The organism is Chromatium okenii (assembly GCF_002958735.1).
Lineage (GTDB): Bacteria > Pseudomonadota > Gammaproteobacteria > Chromatiales > Chromatiaceae > Chromatium > Chromatium okenii_A.
This window is the reverse complement of record NZ_PPGH01000034.1, coordinates 387,411-403,200: the sequence shown is the minus strand read 5'-3', so window position 1 is coordinate 403,200 and position 15,790 is coordinate 387,411. Positions and strand designations below refer to the sequence as shown.

Genomic DNA, 15,790 nt, shown 5'->3' with positions numbered 1-15,790 from the left:
AAAATTCCGCAAATTGAATTGAAAGTGAATTAAAAAACGACGGTTATTTTGCAGTGCGCATTAAATTCGGCATTAACCAGCGATAAACCATAATCAATACGCCAATCCATAGCGCAGCGAGCCAGCCAATAATGCCATCGTAATTGCCAACGAAACTGGCAAATGGCGTCGCAGAATTGCCGTCGGTGAGCCAGCGCGTGAGTTGAATGACCAATACCCAGCCAGCGTGTATGCCGACGCACCAGCCGATGTGACCGCTGCGTTCGCGCACCAGCGCCAGCAAAATTCCGCAACAAAACAAGGCGCTAAAGCTGTCCAGATGTTGCCAACGCAGTGCGTCGGTGAACGTTTGTCCGAACATTAACCACGCGCTGGTGCTGTCAAAGGTCATGCCAACTGGCAATGCGCCGGGTTTAAGAAAATGCACTGCGGCGTACAGCAGTGCCGAGCCAATGACCGCAGTGCGTACTCCGTCACGGCGACGAATCGCGCTGTAAACTGCGCCGCGAAAAAACGTTTCTTCGATTAAACCAATAAGTAATCCGCCAAATAATGCTTGTACGGTTTTACCAACAATGCCAGACCAAAACTGCACCGCTGCATCGGGGACGCGAATCTGCAACACCAGCAGCGCCAGCACCAGTACCAACAAGGTGGTGACGCCGAGACTTTCGCCACAGAGCACGTTGCGCCACCATTTCCGTGCACTGATGCCGTAACCCAGCGCGTCACGATTGGTTAACGCAAGTGCCGATAACAGCGGCCATAAACTCATCAACATGATGAATTGCGCGAGGCGACTCATCACGCGGTGCGGCTCTACCTCAAACCAGCCTGTCGCCACCACTGAAGGTGCGATTGATGCGGCCAGCATGAAGCAGAGGAATAGAAAAGCGAAAAAGCCAATGGTGATGCGCATGGCGAATGGAATGGAATTTATTCGGTGGGATAAGGCAAGCGTCCGTAAAGTCGGGTTAATTCGCGCAGACGTCCCGCAGCGGCTTCATCCAATTGATCCTCGCGGTAACGCCATATCCAGTTGCCGGTCGCAGTGCCGGGGCGATTCATACAGGATTCTGCGCCTAATCCCAGCACATCCTGCATTGGAAATAATGCCAATGCGCCGACCGATGCCAGCGCAATCCGAATGCAATCCCAGTGAATTTCTGCGCCGTCGGTATTCAGATAATGGCGAACTTTGCGCTGGGTGTCGGAATCGCGTTCTGCCCACCAGCCCAATAAGCTGTTGTTATCATGGGTTCCGGTGTATACCGCAAGTTGTGTGCGGTGATGATGCGGCAAAAATGCAGAGCGTCCGAAATCACCTTCAATGCCCTCAAAACCGAATTGCAACACCGCCATTCCAGGCAGTTGTAACTCATCGCGCAGGGCTTCGACATCGGGCGTGATGATGCCCAAATCTTCAGCAATCAACGGCAGATTTTCACCGAGTGCCGCTTGCAGCGCGTGAAATAGCGCCAATCCCGGTCCCTGCACCCAGCGCCCGTTCATCGCAGTATCTTCGGTAGCGGGAATTTCCCAGTAGGCAGCGAACCCGCGAAAGTGGTCAATGCGTACTAAATCAACCAGTTCCAACATGCGGCGCAGTCGTTCTACCCAAAAACTGTAGCCATCAGCCGCAAGTGTTTCCCAGCGATACAGCGGATTGCCCCATCGCTGACCGGTGTTGCTGAAATAATCCGGTGGTACGCCAGCGATGACGGTGGGATGTCCGTCGGCGTCAAGTTCAAACCATTCGGGATGCGTCCAGACTTCACTCGAATCGTGGGCGACGAAAATTGGAATGTCGCCAATGAGATGGACGCCCTGCGCGTGGGCATGGGTGCGCAATGCCTGCCATTGTTGAAAAAAGACAAATTGCGCAAACCGTTGTAATTCCAACGCAGCCGGATGATCGGCGCACCATTGCATGAGCGCATCAGGATCGCGCTGGGCATAACCGGTTTCCCACGCCGTCCACGGCAGCCGGTCGTGATAGATTTTCAACGCACAGTAAAGCGCAAAATCATCCAACCACACCTGTTCGGCGGCACAAAAAGCGTCAAAGGCTTGACGATCCGCAGTGCTGGCGTGGTCATTAAAACCACGCAGCGCCGTTTGTAACAGGTGATATTTCCACGCGTTAACTGCGTCGAAATCGACTTGATCCGTGGGGAATGCCGGCGGATTATCCAGTGCTGTAGCAGAAATCCAACCGGCTTGCATCAAGCCTTCAGGACTGATCAGCAGCGGATTACCCGCAAACGCGGAGGTACATTGATAGGGTGAATCCCGATAACCAGTCGGTCCCAATGGCAGCATCTGCCACAGTCCCTGCCCCGCTTGTGCGAGAAAATCGACGAAACGATGGGCGCTAGGGCCGAGATCACCGATTCCAAAAGGGCTGGGCAGTGAAGTCGGGTGAAGCAAAATGCCGCTGGTGCGGTGCATGAAGAAACCTCTGTCGGGCGCTTGATTCAAAACCCGTGAAGTCTACCCAAAGCGCCAGCGAAAAGCCTGCTTGAAATCCCGCACAGCGACAAACGGTGTATCGAACAATCGCAGAATCTATGAAACAATCCGCCAACGTTGTGTGGTTTGAAATACGCAAGACCACATATTTTTTGGCAAGCGTTGTCATCAGCGCAGGTGAATAGAACACAACGTCATTACATTGTAATTTAGGCCATTTCATTTTTATTTCTTTATGTTTTGAAGGTTGGATTTAACTGCAAATGAAGATCAGTAAGACTCTTGTTGAATCGACGCGCCTACGTGAACAAGCCCGACGTATTTTGCGTGACCATTCTTTTGATAGTGCATTAACTGAATTTAAGCGTGGCGAATTCAGTCTCGATATGCTTTTAGAAGAATTGCATATTTATCACGCCGAATTGTTAATTCAACAAGAAGCACTGCATGAAAGTCAGGAAGCCAATGAGCTTTCCTTGGCACGTTTTATTCGACTGTACGAAAATCTGCCATTGCCAACGCTATTGGTTTCTTGGCAAGGACGCGTTAAAGAAGCCAACTCAGCAGCAACCTCGCTATTAAAACTCAATCGCCAGCTATTTAGTCATCTTGCAAATCCGCATCATGTTCCGGTTTTAGAAAATGCGTTTCAACAAGCACGCACCACAGGCAAAGCTGAATGCACGGAAATTTCTTTGCACAGCGCAAAACATGGCACTGTCATTGCTGACCTGATGCTCATTCGTTTACCAGGACCAGTTGGTGAAGATGCTGAATTCGTGTGTACCATCGTTGACCAAACCGAACGTATTGGACGAGAAGCCCGCTATCAACAGCTCACTGCAATTATGAGCGATGTTGCGTATTCCTGCATTGAATTGGGAGATGGTAAATTTAAAATTGATTGGATGACGGGCTCTGTTGAATCGCTAATTGGATACAGTTTAAATGAAGTGCTGGCGCATGGTTGCTGGAGCTTTTTAGTGATTCCAGAAGATATGGAAATTTTTAATGTTCAGGTATTACAGCTTAAACCCGGCGAAACCAAAACCTGCGAATTGCGACTACGAAATCAGGATGGCTCACTGCGTTGGGTACGAACCACTAATGAATGCGTATTTGATTTTAGCAAAACACCAGCACGGCGTTTGTATGGCGGTTTAGTGAATATCACTGAACAACATCAACATGCGACTAAAATTCAACGTTTAGCATTAGTGGTTGAACAAAGCCCCAGCATTGTCTTAATCACTGATTTGGAAGGCAATATCGAATACGTTAATCAATGTTTTTGTGAAACAACTGGCTACAGCCGTGAAGACGTATTTGGAAAATCAGTTAATTTATTGCGTAATGAAAGCACTCCTGCCGTCATGGAAGCAGAAATGTGGAAGTTATTGCGCAATGGTCAATCATGGCGCGGCGAGTTTCAAAACCGTAAAAAATCTGGCGAGATTTATTGGGAACAAGCACTGATTACACCATTGCGCAATGAAGATCATCTGATTTCTCATTTTGTAAAACTCGCCGAAGATGTCAGTGAAAAACGCTTGTTATCTGCGCAATTGAGCTATATCACGCATTACGATCCACTCACTGGTTTACCGAATAGAACGCTCATGCGTGAGCGTGTCACCCAAGCATTAATTCTCGCAGCGCGGGAACACCATCGTTTAGCTTTACTCTCAATTGACATTGATAATTTGAAATTTATCAATGATTCATTGGGTCACGAAACTGGTGATCGTTTATTGCAAGCAGTCGCCCAGCGACTACGCATGTTATTACGAGAAGAAGACATGCTGGCGCGACTCGGTGGTGACAATTTTGTGTTGTTAATCGGGCAGGTACGTCAAGTGCGCGATACAGCCGGATTGGCAGAGCGTATTCAAGCGGCGCTTGATGAGCCAATTCTGCTCGGCGAAAACCAAATGCACATTACTGCCAGCGTGGGAATTGCGCTGTATCCCGAAGACGCTGAAACGACCGACATGTTAATTAATCATGCCGATACAGCATTGCATATTGCCAAAGCTGATGGACGTCATACTTATCGTTTTTATACGGCGACATTAAATCAACAGCTTTTAGAGCAATTCCAAGTAGAACAAGCATTGCGGTTAGCAATTGAGCGTCAAGAATTGGTTTTGTATTATCAACCACGGGTGAATATCGCTACAGGTGCTATTTTAAGTCTGGAAGCGTTGGTACGTTGGAATCATCCTGAATGGGGTTTGGTACAGCCCGGACGTTTTATTCCAATTGCGGAAGCAACAGGATTAATTTTACAAATCGGCCCATTAGTGCTCCGCCAAGCATGTGAGCAAATTAAACTGTGGCGAGCAGAAGGTGTGCCAGTCGTGCCGGTGGCAGTAAATCTATCAGCGAATGAATTGTATCAAGATAATTTAGCGCAGCGTATTCAAACAATCGTGCATGATACTGGCGTTACACCAGCAGATTTAGAATTTGAAGTGACTGAAAGTGCAGCAATGCACTCAATTGAAAAGGCAGTGATGATTTTATCGGCATTGCGCGAACAGGGTTTTTCATTGTCATTAGATGATTTTGGGACTGGTTATGCGTCACTAAGTTATCTCAATCGTTTGCCAGTACAAGCACTTAAAATTGATCGTTCATTTCTTGCCGAAATCAATAGTGCTGAAGATGCGCTAACGCAAAGTGTAACGATTGTCAAAGCAATTATTGGCTTGGGTGCAAATCTTGGGTTACACATTATCGCTGAGGGTGTAGAAACCAAGGAACAACGTGATTTTTTAATTAACCATCATTGCTTTGTCGCGCAGGGTTATTTGTTCGCAAAGCCGCTGCCGGTTGATGTCATTACGCCGTTGTTACGAACAGGAAACGTTTTATAACAACACAGAACAGCAGCGGCGTTTGAATTGCCGCTGCTGGTATTCAATCTGATGTCGTAAAATCTGCATTTAAGCATCAGTTTCACACCGCACCACTTCTTCCAATTGCGGCAGAATCACTAAAAAAGCGTCGATCACTTCAGGATCAAAATGATTGCCGCTGCCTTGTTTCATAATCGTAACCACTTCGCTCATGGGAAAAGGTTCTTTATACGGGCGGCGTGTTAGCAGCGCATCAAAGACATCCGCTACTGCCATTAACCGCGCTGCAATTGGAATTGCGTGACCCTGCAACCCATTGGGATAACCGGAACCATCCCATTTTTCGTGGTGATAACGCGCAATATCTTTGGCTAATTTGAGAAATTCGCCATGTTCGCCGAGATGTTCACCAGCTCGTGCCAACATTTCATAACCACGCTGGGCATGAGTGCGCATGATAATGAATTCTTCTTCGGTCAATTTGCCGGGTTTCAGCAGAATGTGATCGGGAATTGCTATTTTGCCCACGTCATGTAGCGCCGCTGATTTGCTCATTAGCTCTATATGATTCTGGGTTAATTGGTGTTGATAACGTGGAAGATGAGCGAGTTGCTGCGCCAGCAATCGAACATATTCTTGGGTGCGGTGAATATGATTGCCAGTGCATTCATCGCGGAATTCGGCGAGCGAGACCATCGTCAGAATTGACGCATCCTGAAACCGGTTAATGTCCGATAGACGCCTTTCGACTTCGCGCCGCAGCCACGCATTTTGATCAAGGAGAAAATCCTGCCAAACCTTGAGTTGCAAATGCGAACGGACGCGAGCAGCGACGATGGGCAAACTGATTGGCTTGTGAATAAAATCGACAGCACCCAGCGCAAAACCCTGTTCTTCATCGCCAATTTCAGTTCTTGCAGTGAGAAACAACACCGGAATGCGCCGCAATGCCTCGTCTGCTTTCAGTCGGCGACACACCTCATAACCGTCCATGTCCGGCATCATAATATCCAGCAAAATCAAATCGGGCTGGTGTTCACTGGCCAGTTGCAGCGCCTTGACGCCGTGGTTCGCCAGCAGAATGCGATAGTCCCGACCGAGAAACGCATTGAGTAGGCTGAGATTGGCGGGAGTGTCGTCCACCACCAAAATGGTGGGACGTTCAATAGCAGATGGACTCATGTTGAAGATTCCGACTTGTCAGTGGGCAGCAATTGCAAAGCGATTTCAAAATCAATGTTCATCAATGCTTGGGTGATTTTTTGAACCTGCGCCAGCGGCAATACGCCAGCAAATTCCGGTTGATGCGCTTCCCACAACGCGATGGCGTCGCCGTCGCAGTTATTCAATAACTGCCGCAACTGCGGCAAACATTCCGGCAATTGACCAGCGTCCGCATTCGGTGGCGATGTTTCCGTTGCAGCCGGCTTGCCCAAATACGTCCGCAGCGCAATCAACAACGGTTGTAAATCCATCAGCAACAGCGGCAAGGCGATCTGCGCCGCTTTTCCATCGCCATGATGACACGCCGTTTCCAATGTTCGCGCTAACTCCTGCACTCGCGCTGCACCGATGGTGCCGGCTAAACCTGCGAGCGTATGCGCCCAGCGTTCTACCGTTGCCCAATCTGCTGCCTCGAATAATGCCGCAACCGTTGCTGACGCATCGCTGAATTCATTTACAAAATTGGCGAGCAGTTGCACATACAACTGAATGTTGCCGCCCACGCGCCGCAGACCGCTTGCGGTATCCAGTTCGGCAATGGTGAGCAGCGGTGCTGGCAATGCTCCAGCGTTTTGCGCTAAATCAGGAAACGTAGAAAATCCCGCTTTTTTCAAGGCAGATTGGGCGGGATTGGTAAGCGGCGCTTGATAATGCTGCGCCAACATCGCGTACAACGCCGCCGGTTCAATCGGTTTGCTGAGATGTTCGGTCATGCCGAGCGCCAAACACCGTTCCCGTTCTTCAACCAGCGCGTGAGCGGTCATGGCGATGATCGGCAACGCGGCATAACGCGGATTGTCGCGCAGCCGCTGGGTCGCCTCGTAACCGTCCATCACCGGCATCTGAATATCCATCAATACAGCGTGATAATAAGTTTCGGATTGCGCTGCAAGCTGGTCGAGCGCCTGTTGACCATGATTTGCCACATCAACCACAACGCCCTGACTTTGCAGTAATTCAATCGCTAATTGCTGATTGATCGGATGATCTTCGACCAGCAGCACCCGCATTCCGGTGAGCAGCGCCGCGTCAGCAGTGGCGGCATCGGTGCGTAAATTGGTTACATCACCAGCATCAAAATACGCGGTAAAGGTGAAACAGGAACCAGCGTCGGGTTCACTGACAACCTGAATTTCGCCGCCCATTAACGCAATCAAGCGTTTACAAATCGCCAGCCCCAGCCCAGTGCCACCAAAACGGCGCGTGGTTGAGCCGTCCGCTTGCGTGAATTCCTGAAATAAACCGTTGATCTGCGCGGTTGTCAGTCCGATGCCGGTATCGTGAATACTGAAACGCAGTTCTCGACCGCTGTCGGATTGCGCCACAGTGGTGACGGTCAAACGGACGCCGCCCTGTTCGGTGAACTTGACCGCGTTGGACAGCAGATTGTTGAGCACCTGACCGAGCCGCAGCGCATCGCCGCATAACACACCCGCCACGCCGCGCAGATCAGGATCAATAATGTCTAAAATCAGCGCGATACCCTTTTCTTTTGCCCGCTGGCGCAACAATGCCAGCGTGTTGTCGAGTACATCAGTCAGCCGAAACGCTGTCTGTTCCAACTCCAGTTTGCCTGCTTCAACTTTAGAAAAATCAAGGATGTCGTTGATAATTCCCAGCAGCGAATGCGCGGCAGTGTGCACGGTGCTGATGTAATCCTGCTGGCGCGGCGTCAGCGCAGTTTGCAGCGCCAGATAACTCATACCGATGATCGCGTTCATCGGTGTGCGAATTTCGTGGCTCATATTGGCGAGGAATATCGACTTGGCGCGAGTGGCGTTTTCCGCTTGCTGCCGCGCTGCTTCCAATTCTCGCTGCACGGCAGCGCGGGTCAGCAGTTCATGTTCAATGGATTGCGCCATGCCGTCGAACGTTGCGCCCAGTGCGCCCAGCTCTTCGACGCCGAGCGGGTGATCGGATTTGCGGGAAAGTGCGGTAATCACGCGAGTGGAATAGTCACCACTCGCTAACCGGCGAGCGGCTTCACTGAGGCGATGAATCGGCAGCAGCACTTGGCGTCGAATGATCTCCGATGCCAATAACACCAGCAAAATGGTTCCCGCCATAAACACAAACGACAACATGATGAGTTGACTTTGACGCTGAGTAGCAGCCTTGGTTTCCTTGTAAGTGCGTTCGTCGGTCAATGTCATCAGCGCCAGCACTGCCGTCGATAATTCTGCTTTGAGCCCGTTGTATTTCGCGTCGTGTACCAGCTTGCTGGCAAAATCCAGTCGGGGTGTGCCATCCGAAACGAAATCTACTGTTTCTGGGTCGTACAGTCCCTGCGTGGCGGCAAAGGCGATCTGTTCGATTTGATTCATTACCTCGGTCGCCGCCAACACGATTGAGGGCTGTGAATTCGTCTTGACTAAATCTCAGTGAGGTCATGCGGTCAGCAAGCGAGGAGCGAATTCCTGTTTCAGGCAATTGATGCTGGTGGCGTCCGGCAATCACTTCGTCCCAGTAAGTCGTCGGATTAAACTCAGTAGGCGGAGGTTTTTCGCCTGCGCGAATACTAATGATGTCGTAATAATAAAATAGATAGCGCGGCTCACCGGTGAAGGTATACGCCCGCACCAAACGCACGAGTTGCTCGGTTTCCTGTTGCAAAGCGTACGTGAGCGTCAGCGCCTGTTGACGATGCGCTTGCGTGGTCAACAAACTGTCGTGTGCCTGCGCCATGAGAAACAACAGAAATCCATTGGCACTCAGCGCCAGCAGCACGAGTATTGAAAACCAACCGGAAATTTTACGGAGATTCATCGTCTTTTCCGTCACTTGTTCGTCGAAACGCAAAAATTATCTTGGAAAAATTATGCGCTATCCCCTCAATTTAATGCTGGTGGCATTTCTCACATTTGGTCAGAGCACAACGCGAGCAGTGGATTTTTCATGGTCGGGTTACGGTACGCTCGGTTACGCCATCTCGGATCAACCTTACAACACGCAGCGTTTTATTAATAATCGTGGCACTTTGGCGCGTGATAGTCTGTTTGGAGTGCAATTGGACGCCAAGTTTAATGTGCATTGGAGCGCCACCGTGCAGGCGCAAATTTCACCCGCCGATGATGACGACAACGCTTGGAATCCTAAATTGTCGTGGGCATTTTTATCATGGCGACCGAATAACGATTGGCTGCTGCGGCTCGGCAAATTGCGAGTGCCGGGCTATCTCAATTCAGAAAATATGGATGTTGGTTGGACATTTGATTACGCCCGTTTACCAATTGATGTGTATTCAACATCGCCCACAGTTGATTTTACTGGTGCGTCAATCAGTAAAATTTGGGAGTTAGGATTAGGCGATTTGAATCTTGAATTGTTCTGGGGTAAAGCAGACAGCGCGTGGCGCTCTTTTATACGCGATCCTGTTCCGGGATATTTTGCTGCTGGCGCAGATTTCAGTCTCATGCGCGTTCAAGTAAAAGGTGTGGTGCTGTCGTTGCGGAATGCAGAAGACCTTTATCGTTTCAGCTTTTACAAGCCATCTACAGAACATCGCATTGAAGGGCAAGAATGGAATTATCACATGCCTTTAGTGAGTCCATTTCCCGGAATCAGCTATTACGCAATGCGCCCAGAAATAGGATTGGGAACAGAAATTCCCAGCGGACATGCTCAAGATTTTTCGGTTGTCATTGCCGGTATGGATATTGGTCTTGGTCACGATATTCGCTTTGCTGGCGAATATGTAAGACGCCTCGTTAAATACGCTGAGAACGGTCTCAATAGCAATGGAGGCTATACTTCATTACGCAAGCGCATCGGCAAATGGACACCTTATCTTTATTACGCTTGGCTACGTTCAGAAGATAATGCGCTCGAATTAAATCAGGCACTCAATCAATCCTCTGTGCCCAAGTGGTTTCCCAACGCATTATTGATTAACGCTGCACAACGTGCCGCTGCTGATGTTTTTGTTGCCTACGATCAACAAACTTGGGCATTGGGCACTTCTTATGCACTTACTCCGACCAGCAAACTCAAATTGGAATGGGCGCGAACCCATGTTGGCATGGCGTCTAGCTTCGTAGACTCGCCTGCTGGTGGTGACGTGAGCAATCAGGACATCAATCTGTTTTCTCTGTCCTACAACTTCGTTTTTTAAGGAGATCGAAGACATGGACAACAAACTCATCGCATTTGCCCTTTTTCTTGCGTGTGCCGTTAGTCAAGCCACCGCCGATAAAGTTTTAATTATTGGTCATTCTGATTTACCCAAATTGGATGGCGTCACCATTGAAAAGCTTTTTACTGGACGTATTATTGAAATCAATGGTCAACCAGCCATCGTGGTTAATGTAGCGCCTGGCAGTCCCACGCGGCAGCAATTTTTTGCGACCTTTCTTTCCAAGGATGAAGATCAATATCGGGCTTATTGGGTGGTGCGCCGTTTTATTGGTAAAGGAACACCACCAAAAGAATTTGCCACCAGCCGTGAAATTATTGATTTTGTGAAATCTCAGCCCGGTGGAATTGGTTATATCAGCGCCGTTGACCGAACGCCAGAACTCAATGTGTTAATTGAAAAATAAAGCCGTAGGTTGGGTTGCCGCTATTGGCAACCCAATAATTTGCGCCAAGAGCAATGTAATTCAATGAAGCTGCTATAAAGAAATTGAGCACTAAACTGTACGCAGCACAATCAGGTTTTTATGCAAATCGGCGAATTGCGTTTTCAACAGCGCAATTTCTAAATGTCTTGGGAAAACTATGCGTTATCATTTTAATTTAATGCTGGCAGCGTTTCTCGCCTTCAGTCTGAACTCCGCGCAGGCACTGGATTGTTCATGGTCAGGCTATGGCACGCTCGGTTACGTCAGTTCCGATCAACCCTATTCGTATCAGCGTGTGATTACTGACCGAGGCACTTTTGCCCGTGACAGCCTGTTTGGAGTGCAATTGGACGCTAAATTTAATGTGCATTGGAGCGCCACTGTACAGGCGCAAATCTCGCCCGCCGATGATGATGACAACCGTTGGATACCAAAATTGTCATGGGCATTTCTGTCATGGCGACCGAATGACGATTGGCTGCTGCGGCTGGGCAAATTGCGACTGCCGGGCTATCTCAACTCGGAAAACATGGATGTTGGTTGGACATTTGATTACGCCCGCCTGCCGGTTGAAGTGTATGCAACATCACCCACCGTCGATTTCACTGGAATTTCAATTAGCAAAACTTGGGGATTGGTGCGCGGCGATTTGAATCTTGAATTATTTTGGGGCAGCGCCGATAGCGTGTGGCGCTATTTCCTGCGCGATTCCGTTCCGGGATATTTAGATGCCGGCGCATACTTCACTCCCATTCAGGTCGAAGTTAAAGGCATCGTATTGTCGTATCGGGAGCAGGAAAATCTATTTCGTTTCAGTTTTTATAAACCATCTATTGAGCTGCTTGATGGACAACGATGGATTTATCATATTCCATTGGTCAGTCCATTTCCCGGTATTCAGTATTACGCGTTACAACCAGAATTAGGATTAGGAACAGAATTTTCCACTGGAAAAAGCGAGGATTTCTCAGTTGTTGTGGTGGGCGCTGATATTGGTCTTGGTTACGACATTCGGTTTGCTACTGAATATGTAAGACGCCTAGTTAAATACGCAGAATTTGGCATCAATAGCAATGGTGGCTACACTTCGTTGCGCAAGCGTATTGGCAAGTGGACGTCCTATCTTTATTACGCTTGGCTACGTTCCGAAGACAACGCACTCGAATTAAATCAGGCGATCAATCAGTCTTCTATTCCTGCGTGGTTTCCCAGTGCACCGTTGATTAACGCTTTACAACGTACCACTGCTGATATTTTTATTGCTTACGATCAACACACTTGGGCGCTGGGTACTTCTTACGCGCTTACGCCGACCAGTAAACTCAAATTGGAATGGGCGCGAACGCATGTTGGCATGACGTCGAGCTTCGTGGATTCGCCCGTTGGTGGCGATGTGAGCAATGAAGACATCAATCTGTTTTCTTTGTCTTATAACTTTGTTTTTTGAGGAGCAAGCCATGAACAATAGAGTCATCGCGCTTGCCTTCCTGCTCATCGCGTGTGTGATTAGTCAAGCCAGCGCCGAGAATGTATTAATTATTGGTAATCCAGATTTGCCGAAATTAGATTGCGTCACCGTCGAAAAGCTCTTTACGGGGCGCATTATTGAAGTGAATGGGCAACCAGCAACCGTAGTGAATGCAGCATCTGGCAGTCTCACGCGGCAGCAATTTTTGGCGACCTTTCTTTCCAAGGACGAAGATCAATATCGGGCTTATTGGGTGGTGCGCCGTTTTATTGGTAAAGGAACACCACCGAAAGAATTTTCTACAAGCCGCGAGATTATTGAATTCGTGAAATCCCAGCCCGGCGGCATTGGCTATATCAGCGCCGTTGACCGTACTCCAGAACTCAATGTTTTGAGTGAAAAATAAATCCCCCTTTTGAAAAAGGGGGATTTTTTAATGGCATTTTGCTGCTTGGTTAAAGCGTTTTAATCATCGCCGCGACTCAGCGTTAATCCCCGTTCTGGTCGCGCAAAGTTATGACAGGCGGCGCAATCTTTGCCTTCTTTTTGCACATGCCGACTATGCACCGAATTGAAATCACGATCTTCTGATTCATTGTCATGGCATTGGGTGCAAATGGTATTGAGAGTGCCATTGAGCGCCGTCACGCGAGAACCCACCACCACGCTCGGCAGCGTCCGCAAACCATAGCCCAGCGCCGTCATGTCCAATCGTGCCGGGCCGCCGCTCAACGCTTGATGACAGGAGCCGCAACCAGCGGAATCACCGCCCAGCGCGTTGGCCGTCGGTTCGACGCCGTGATTGATGGTTTGGTAAGTGAACACCGGCACGGCAGTTGTGCCGACGGGCATTTCGAGATTGCCGGGCGTCCCGACGCAGGTCGCATCGGGATCATCGCCCAGCCCCAGCGCCACTGCGCGGCAGAAGCTGCCAGTGCGGAAAAATTCAAAGGTGGAATGTCCGACCAAGCTGTTATTGGCATCATTCCGCGCCAGCTTGCCCCAGTGCTGCTTCATCGGATACAGCTTGGCGGTCGCGCTGGTCACATCACCATTCGGCTGTCCCAGCACATACGCCGGATCGCCTGCGGCGAAATCACCGACAAACTTGGCAGCAATCGTCGCATCCAACGGCACAGTCGGAACGCCAGCCAGCGACTCTTCCAGATAAACGACCTCGGAAGTGCCATCAAACCAGTTGTAGCTTGGAATCAGCGCCGCGCTGCCCAGCCCGCCTTTATCTTCACGCGGGAGCCAGCCACCGCGCCCGCTGCAAGCCGCATCAGACGGATGCGGGTCTTGCCAATCGCGGGCGATTTCTGTCCCGACCGCTGCCTTGGCATACGCCGGAATATGACAGGTTTGGCAGGCGACCTTCATCGCGTGTTTATCTTTGCTCGCACCTTGGGTGTTGCTGAAATCACCGTGCGGGCGATTATTGTGACAGCCGCCAGCTTCGCAAGTGAACCGCTCCGCCACATCATCCGCCCGTAAATCCAGCCCGCGTCCGCGCATTCGATGGGTTTCGCCATTCACGCCGGGCGTGGTGTGACAATCCGCACAGGTCAAATTGGCTCCGGCAGAACTCATGTGCAGATCGTGCGTCACGCTGGGATTAACATCTTCTTGCGACAAATCACCGCGTTTCGCTCCATCCGCGCCGCCCGCGCCAGCATGACAACTGAGGCAGGATTTACGGGTCGTGGCGTGAACGTTTTGCGCGGCAGCCAGCGTGGTGAGCGGCATCGGCGTGAGCGGAGCCGTTGCTGGCAGCGTGTCCGATCCCGCTGGTTTGAACAGGAAATCACCCGCCACACTCAAGTTAGGAATGCCCTGAAAGCCGGTGCGCAACACTGCGCCGCCATCAGAACGCACCAGCGCCCCGCTGGAGTTTTCTGCCAGATTCAACAGACTGAAATTGCTAAAACCCAGCCCGCTCGCCGTCCAATCTGGGAAGCGTTTGTAAACTTCCTGATGACAGGTCAAACAGTCGATATTGGCCAATTGGGTTTGCGCGGCAGCGGATGCTGGCGCGAGTTGTTCAAACAGCGATTGCGCCATCGGCAAGCGCCCGTTGCCAACATGACATCCAGCGCAGGTGAAGCGCGGCGAATTCTCGTGGGTTCCGCAATAGGTGTTCACGCCAGTCGCCACCAAATCGCCGGCCGCTTTTGCCGGGCGCTCACCGGCAGCGGTGAAATTGCTCGGAATGTTGGTGACGTTGGGAAATGCGCCGCCCTGTTGGTAATGCACCGAGCCGTGCATGTCTCGCGCCTGATTTTGGTGACAGGCAACGCACACCTCCGGCCCGGTGTAGGCGGTGATATTGCAATGCTCTGGAATCGACGAGGTGCAGGCAGTCGGCGATGCTGGTGGCGGGAGCGCGGTGGTAGCGATCACTGCGCTGGTGCTGGCAAGTGCCGAGATTGCGCCGAGGTTGTCCGTCACTTTCAGCGTCACGGTATAGGTTTTCGCCGTTGCATAAGTGTGACTGGGATTGGCTTGGTTGCTGGTCGCGCCATCGCCGAACGCCCAAGCGTAAGCGGCAATGCTGCCGTCTGGATCAAGCGAGCCAGCACTGCTGAAACGCACCGCCACGCTGGGTTTGCCGCTGTACGGCCGTTTGCTTTGGCAGTTGGCGCTTGATTGGTGGTTACGGGCGGCGGAGTGCCGGTGCCCGGCGCTTTGGGAGCGCAATCTGCTGGCGCTTTATCCACAGCGCGTTCAACGGTTTGCCCATCGGTCAAAGTCGCCCGCACCCGACAAGGCACCGGACGAGGAAGCTGTTTGCTGATTGACCATGCGCCGTTGCGTTCGGCGGAGTCCGTGCCGAGTTTCTGCGTGACGGCATAAGCATTGACCACCGTCACCTTTGCCCGCGCCGTGCCCTGCCCAGACACGCGCAACCGATGCTCCCGACTGTCCCAAGCTGCGCGTTCAATGGTCAACGTTGATGCGCCAGCTTCATCATCCCGTTCATCATCTTCCGCCAGCGCCATGCCGACGGCGAACAAGCCAACGACCGTCAGCGCCAGCATCGAAGTCAATCTGCGCCAAGTGCGGTGGCGATCTTGTGATGATGGGGCGCTGGGAGCGCAGCGCGGTTTGAATGTGCTCATTATGTTGTCCTCTCGCTGGTGATAAACCGCAGTGTTCACTGCATCACCCTAAGCTGCGCCGCCTTAAGAAATCCTTAAGACTCTCGC

The 15,790-nt window shown here is 50.8% G+C and carries 11 protein-coding genes; 5 read left to right on the top strand and 6 right to left on the bottom strand.

The annotated features are described in order from the left end of the window. Positions 1-43: 43 nt before the first annotated feature. Together CXB77_RS07930 and malQ are read right to left on the bottom strand one after the other, a co-directional pair. Positions 44-919 carry a CPBP family intramembrane glutamic endopeptidase gene (locus CXB77_RS07930; protein WP_105073451.1) on the bottom strand — a complete coding sequence of 292 codons (876 nt, stop codon included), beginning with the start codon at positions 917-919 and terminating at the stop codon, positions 44-46. 17 nt (positions 920-936) lie between these two features. Continuing rightward, positions 937-2,451: a 4-alpha-glucanotransferase gene (gene malQ, locus CXB77_RS07925; protein ID WP_105073450.1), complete on the bottom strand. Its 1,515-nt coding sequence runs from the start codon at positions 2,449-2,451 to the stop codon at positions 937-939. Positions 2,452-2,735: 284 nt separating this feature from the next. On the opposite strand from malQ, the gene CXB77_RS07920 reads away from it, so the two are divergent. Then, positions 2,736-5,351, top strand: coding sequence for an EAL domain-containing protein (locus CXB77_RS07920; protein ID WP_105073449.1), 2,616 nt, complete (start codon positions 2,736-2,738; stop codon positions 5,349-5,351). A gap of 69 nt (positions 5,352-5,420) precedes the next feature. Here CXB77_RS07920 and CXB77_RS07915 read toward each other — a convergent pair whose 3' ends face one another. Both CXB77_RS07915 and CXB77_RS07910 read right to left on the bottom strand, forming a co-directional pair. Next, complete coding sequence (locus CXB77_RS07915; protein ID WP_105073448.1) at positions 5,421-6,515, bottom strand: HD-GYP domain-containing protein; 1,095 nt, start codon at positions 6,513-6,515, stop codon at positions 5,421-5,423. Then, a complete protein-coding gene (locus CXB77_RS07910; RefSeq protein ID WP_146108760.1) occupies positions 6,512-8,881 on the bottom strand; it encodes an ATP-binding protein in 2,370 nt (789 codons plus the stop codon). The genes CXB77_RS07915 and CXB77_RS07910 overlap by 4 nt, the downstream gene beginning before the upstream one ends. 494 nt (positions 8,882-9,375) lie before the next feature. Between CXB77_RS07910 and CXB77_RS07905 the strand changes: the two genes are divergently transcribed. The 4 genes from CXB77_RS07905 to CXB77_RS07890 all read left to right on the top strand — a co-directional run bounded on the left by CXB77_RS07905 (position 9,376) and on the right by CXB77_RS07890 (position 12,990). Then, positions 9,376-10,668, top strand: coding sequence for a hypothetical protein (locus CXB77_RS07905; protein WP_146108759.1), 1,293 nt, complete (start codon positions 9,376-9,378; stop codon positions 10,666-10,668). 13 nt (positions 10,669-10,681) lie between these two features. Continuing rightward, a complete protein-coding gene (locus tag CXB77_RS07900; protein WP_105073445.1) occupies positions 10,682-11,095 on the top strand; it encodes a hypothetical protein in 414 nt (137 codons plus the stop codon). Between the two features lie 178 nt (positions 11,096-11,273). Further along, the gene (locus CXB77_RS07895; RefSeq protein WP_105073444.1) at positions 11,274-12,563 is read left to right on the top strand and encodes a hypothetical protein; all 1,290 of its coding nucleotides are present in this window, start codon (positions 11,274-11,276) and stop codon (positions 12,561-12,563) included. Positions 12,564-12,573: 10 nt separating this feature from the next. Continuing rightward, positions 12,574-12,990 carry a hypothetical protein gene (locus tag CXB77_RS07890; RefSeq protein ID WP_146108758.1) on the top strand — a complete coding sequence of 139 codons (417 nt, stop codon included), beginning with the start codon at positions 12,574-12,576 and terminating at the stop codon, positions 12,988-12,990. Positions 12,991-13,049: 59 nt separating this feature from the next. On the opposite strand, the gene CXB77_RS07885 is transcribed toward CXB77_RS07890, so the two are convergent. Both CXB77_RS07885 and CXB77_RS21565 read right to left on the bottom strand, forming a co-directional pair. Beyond that, the gene (locus CXB77_RS07885; RefSeq protein WP_242445562.1) at positions 13,050-15,134 is read right to left on the bottom strand and encodes a PKD domain-containing protein; all 2,085 of its coding nucleotides are present in this window, start codon (positions 15,132-15,134) and stop codon (positions 13,050-13,052) included. Further along, the gene (locus CXB77_RS21565; RefSeq protein ID WP_242445549.1) at positions 15,041-15,703 is read right to left on the bottom strand and encodes a hypothetical protein; all 663 of its coding nucleotides are present in this window, start codon (positions 15,701-15,703) and stop codon (positions 15,041-15,043) included. The genes CXB77_RS07885 and CXB77_RS21565 overlap by 94 nt, the downstream gene beginning before the upstream one ends. Positions 15,704-15,790: the final 87 nt, after the last annotated feature.

What these genes read in the sequence shown, in the direction of transcription:
- CXB77_RS07930 (WP_105073451.1), bottom strand. Translation starts at nt 919, where the DNA reads ATGCGCATCACCATTGGCTTTTTCGCTTTTCTATTCCTCTGCTTCATG.
- malQ (WP_105073450.1), bottom strand. Translation starts at nt 2,451, where the DNA reads ATGCACCGCACCAGCGGCATTTTGCTTCACCCGACTTCACTGCCCAGC.
- CXB77_RS07920 (WP_105073449.1), top strand. Translation starts at nt 2,736, where the DNA reads ATGAAGATCAGTAAGACTCTTGTTGAATCGACGCGCCTACGTGAACAA.
- CXB77_RS07915 (WP_105073448.1), bottom strand. Translation starts at nt 6,515, where the DNA reads ATGAGTCCATCTGCTATTGAACGTCCCACCATTTTGGTGGTGGACGAC.
- CXB77_RS07910 (WP_146108760.1), bottom strand. Translation starts at nt 8,881, where the DNA reads ATGAATCAAATCGAACAGATCGCCTTTGCCGCCACGCAGGGACTGTAC.
- CXB77_RS07905 (WP_146108759.1), top strand. Translation starts at nt 9,376, where the DNA reads ATGCGCTATCCCCTCAATTTAATGCTGGTGGCATTTCTCACATTTGGT.
- CXB77_RS07900 (WP_105073445.1), top strand. Translation starts at nt 10,682, where the DNA reads ATGGACAACAAACTCATCGCATTTGCCCTTTTTCTTGCGTGTGCCGTT.
- CXB77_RS07895 (WP_105073444.1), top strand. Translation starts at nt 11,274, where the DNA reads ATGCGTTATCATTTTAATTTAATGCTGGCAGCGTTTCTCGCCTTCAGT.
- CXB77_RS07890 (WP_146108758.1), top strand. Translation starts at nt 12,574, where the DNA reads ATGAACAATAGAGTCATCGCGCTTGCCTTCCTGCTCATCGCGTGTGTG.
- CXB77_RS21565 (WP_242445549.1), bottom strand. Translation starts at nt 15,703, where the DNA reads ATGAGCACATTCAAACCGCGCTGCGCTCCCAGCGCCCCATCATCACAA.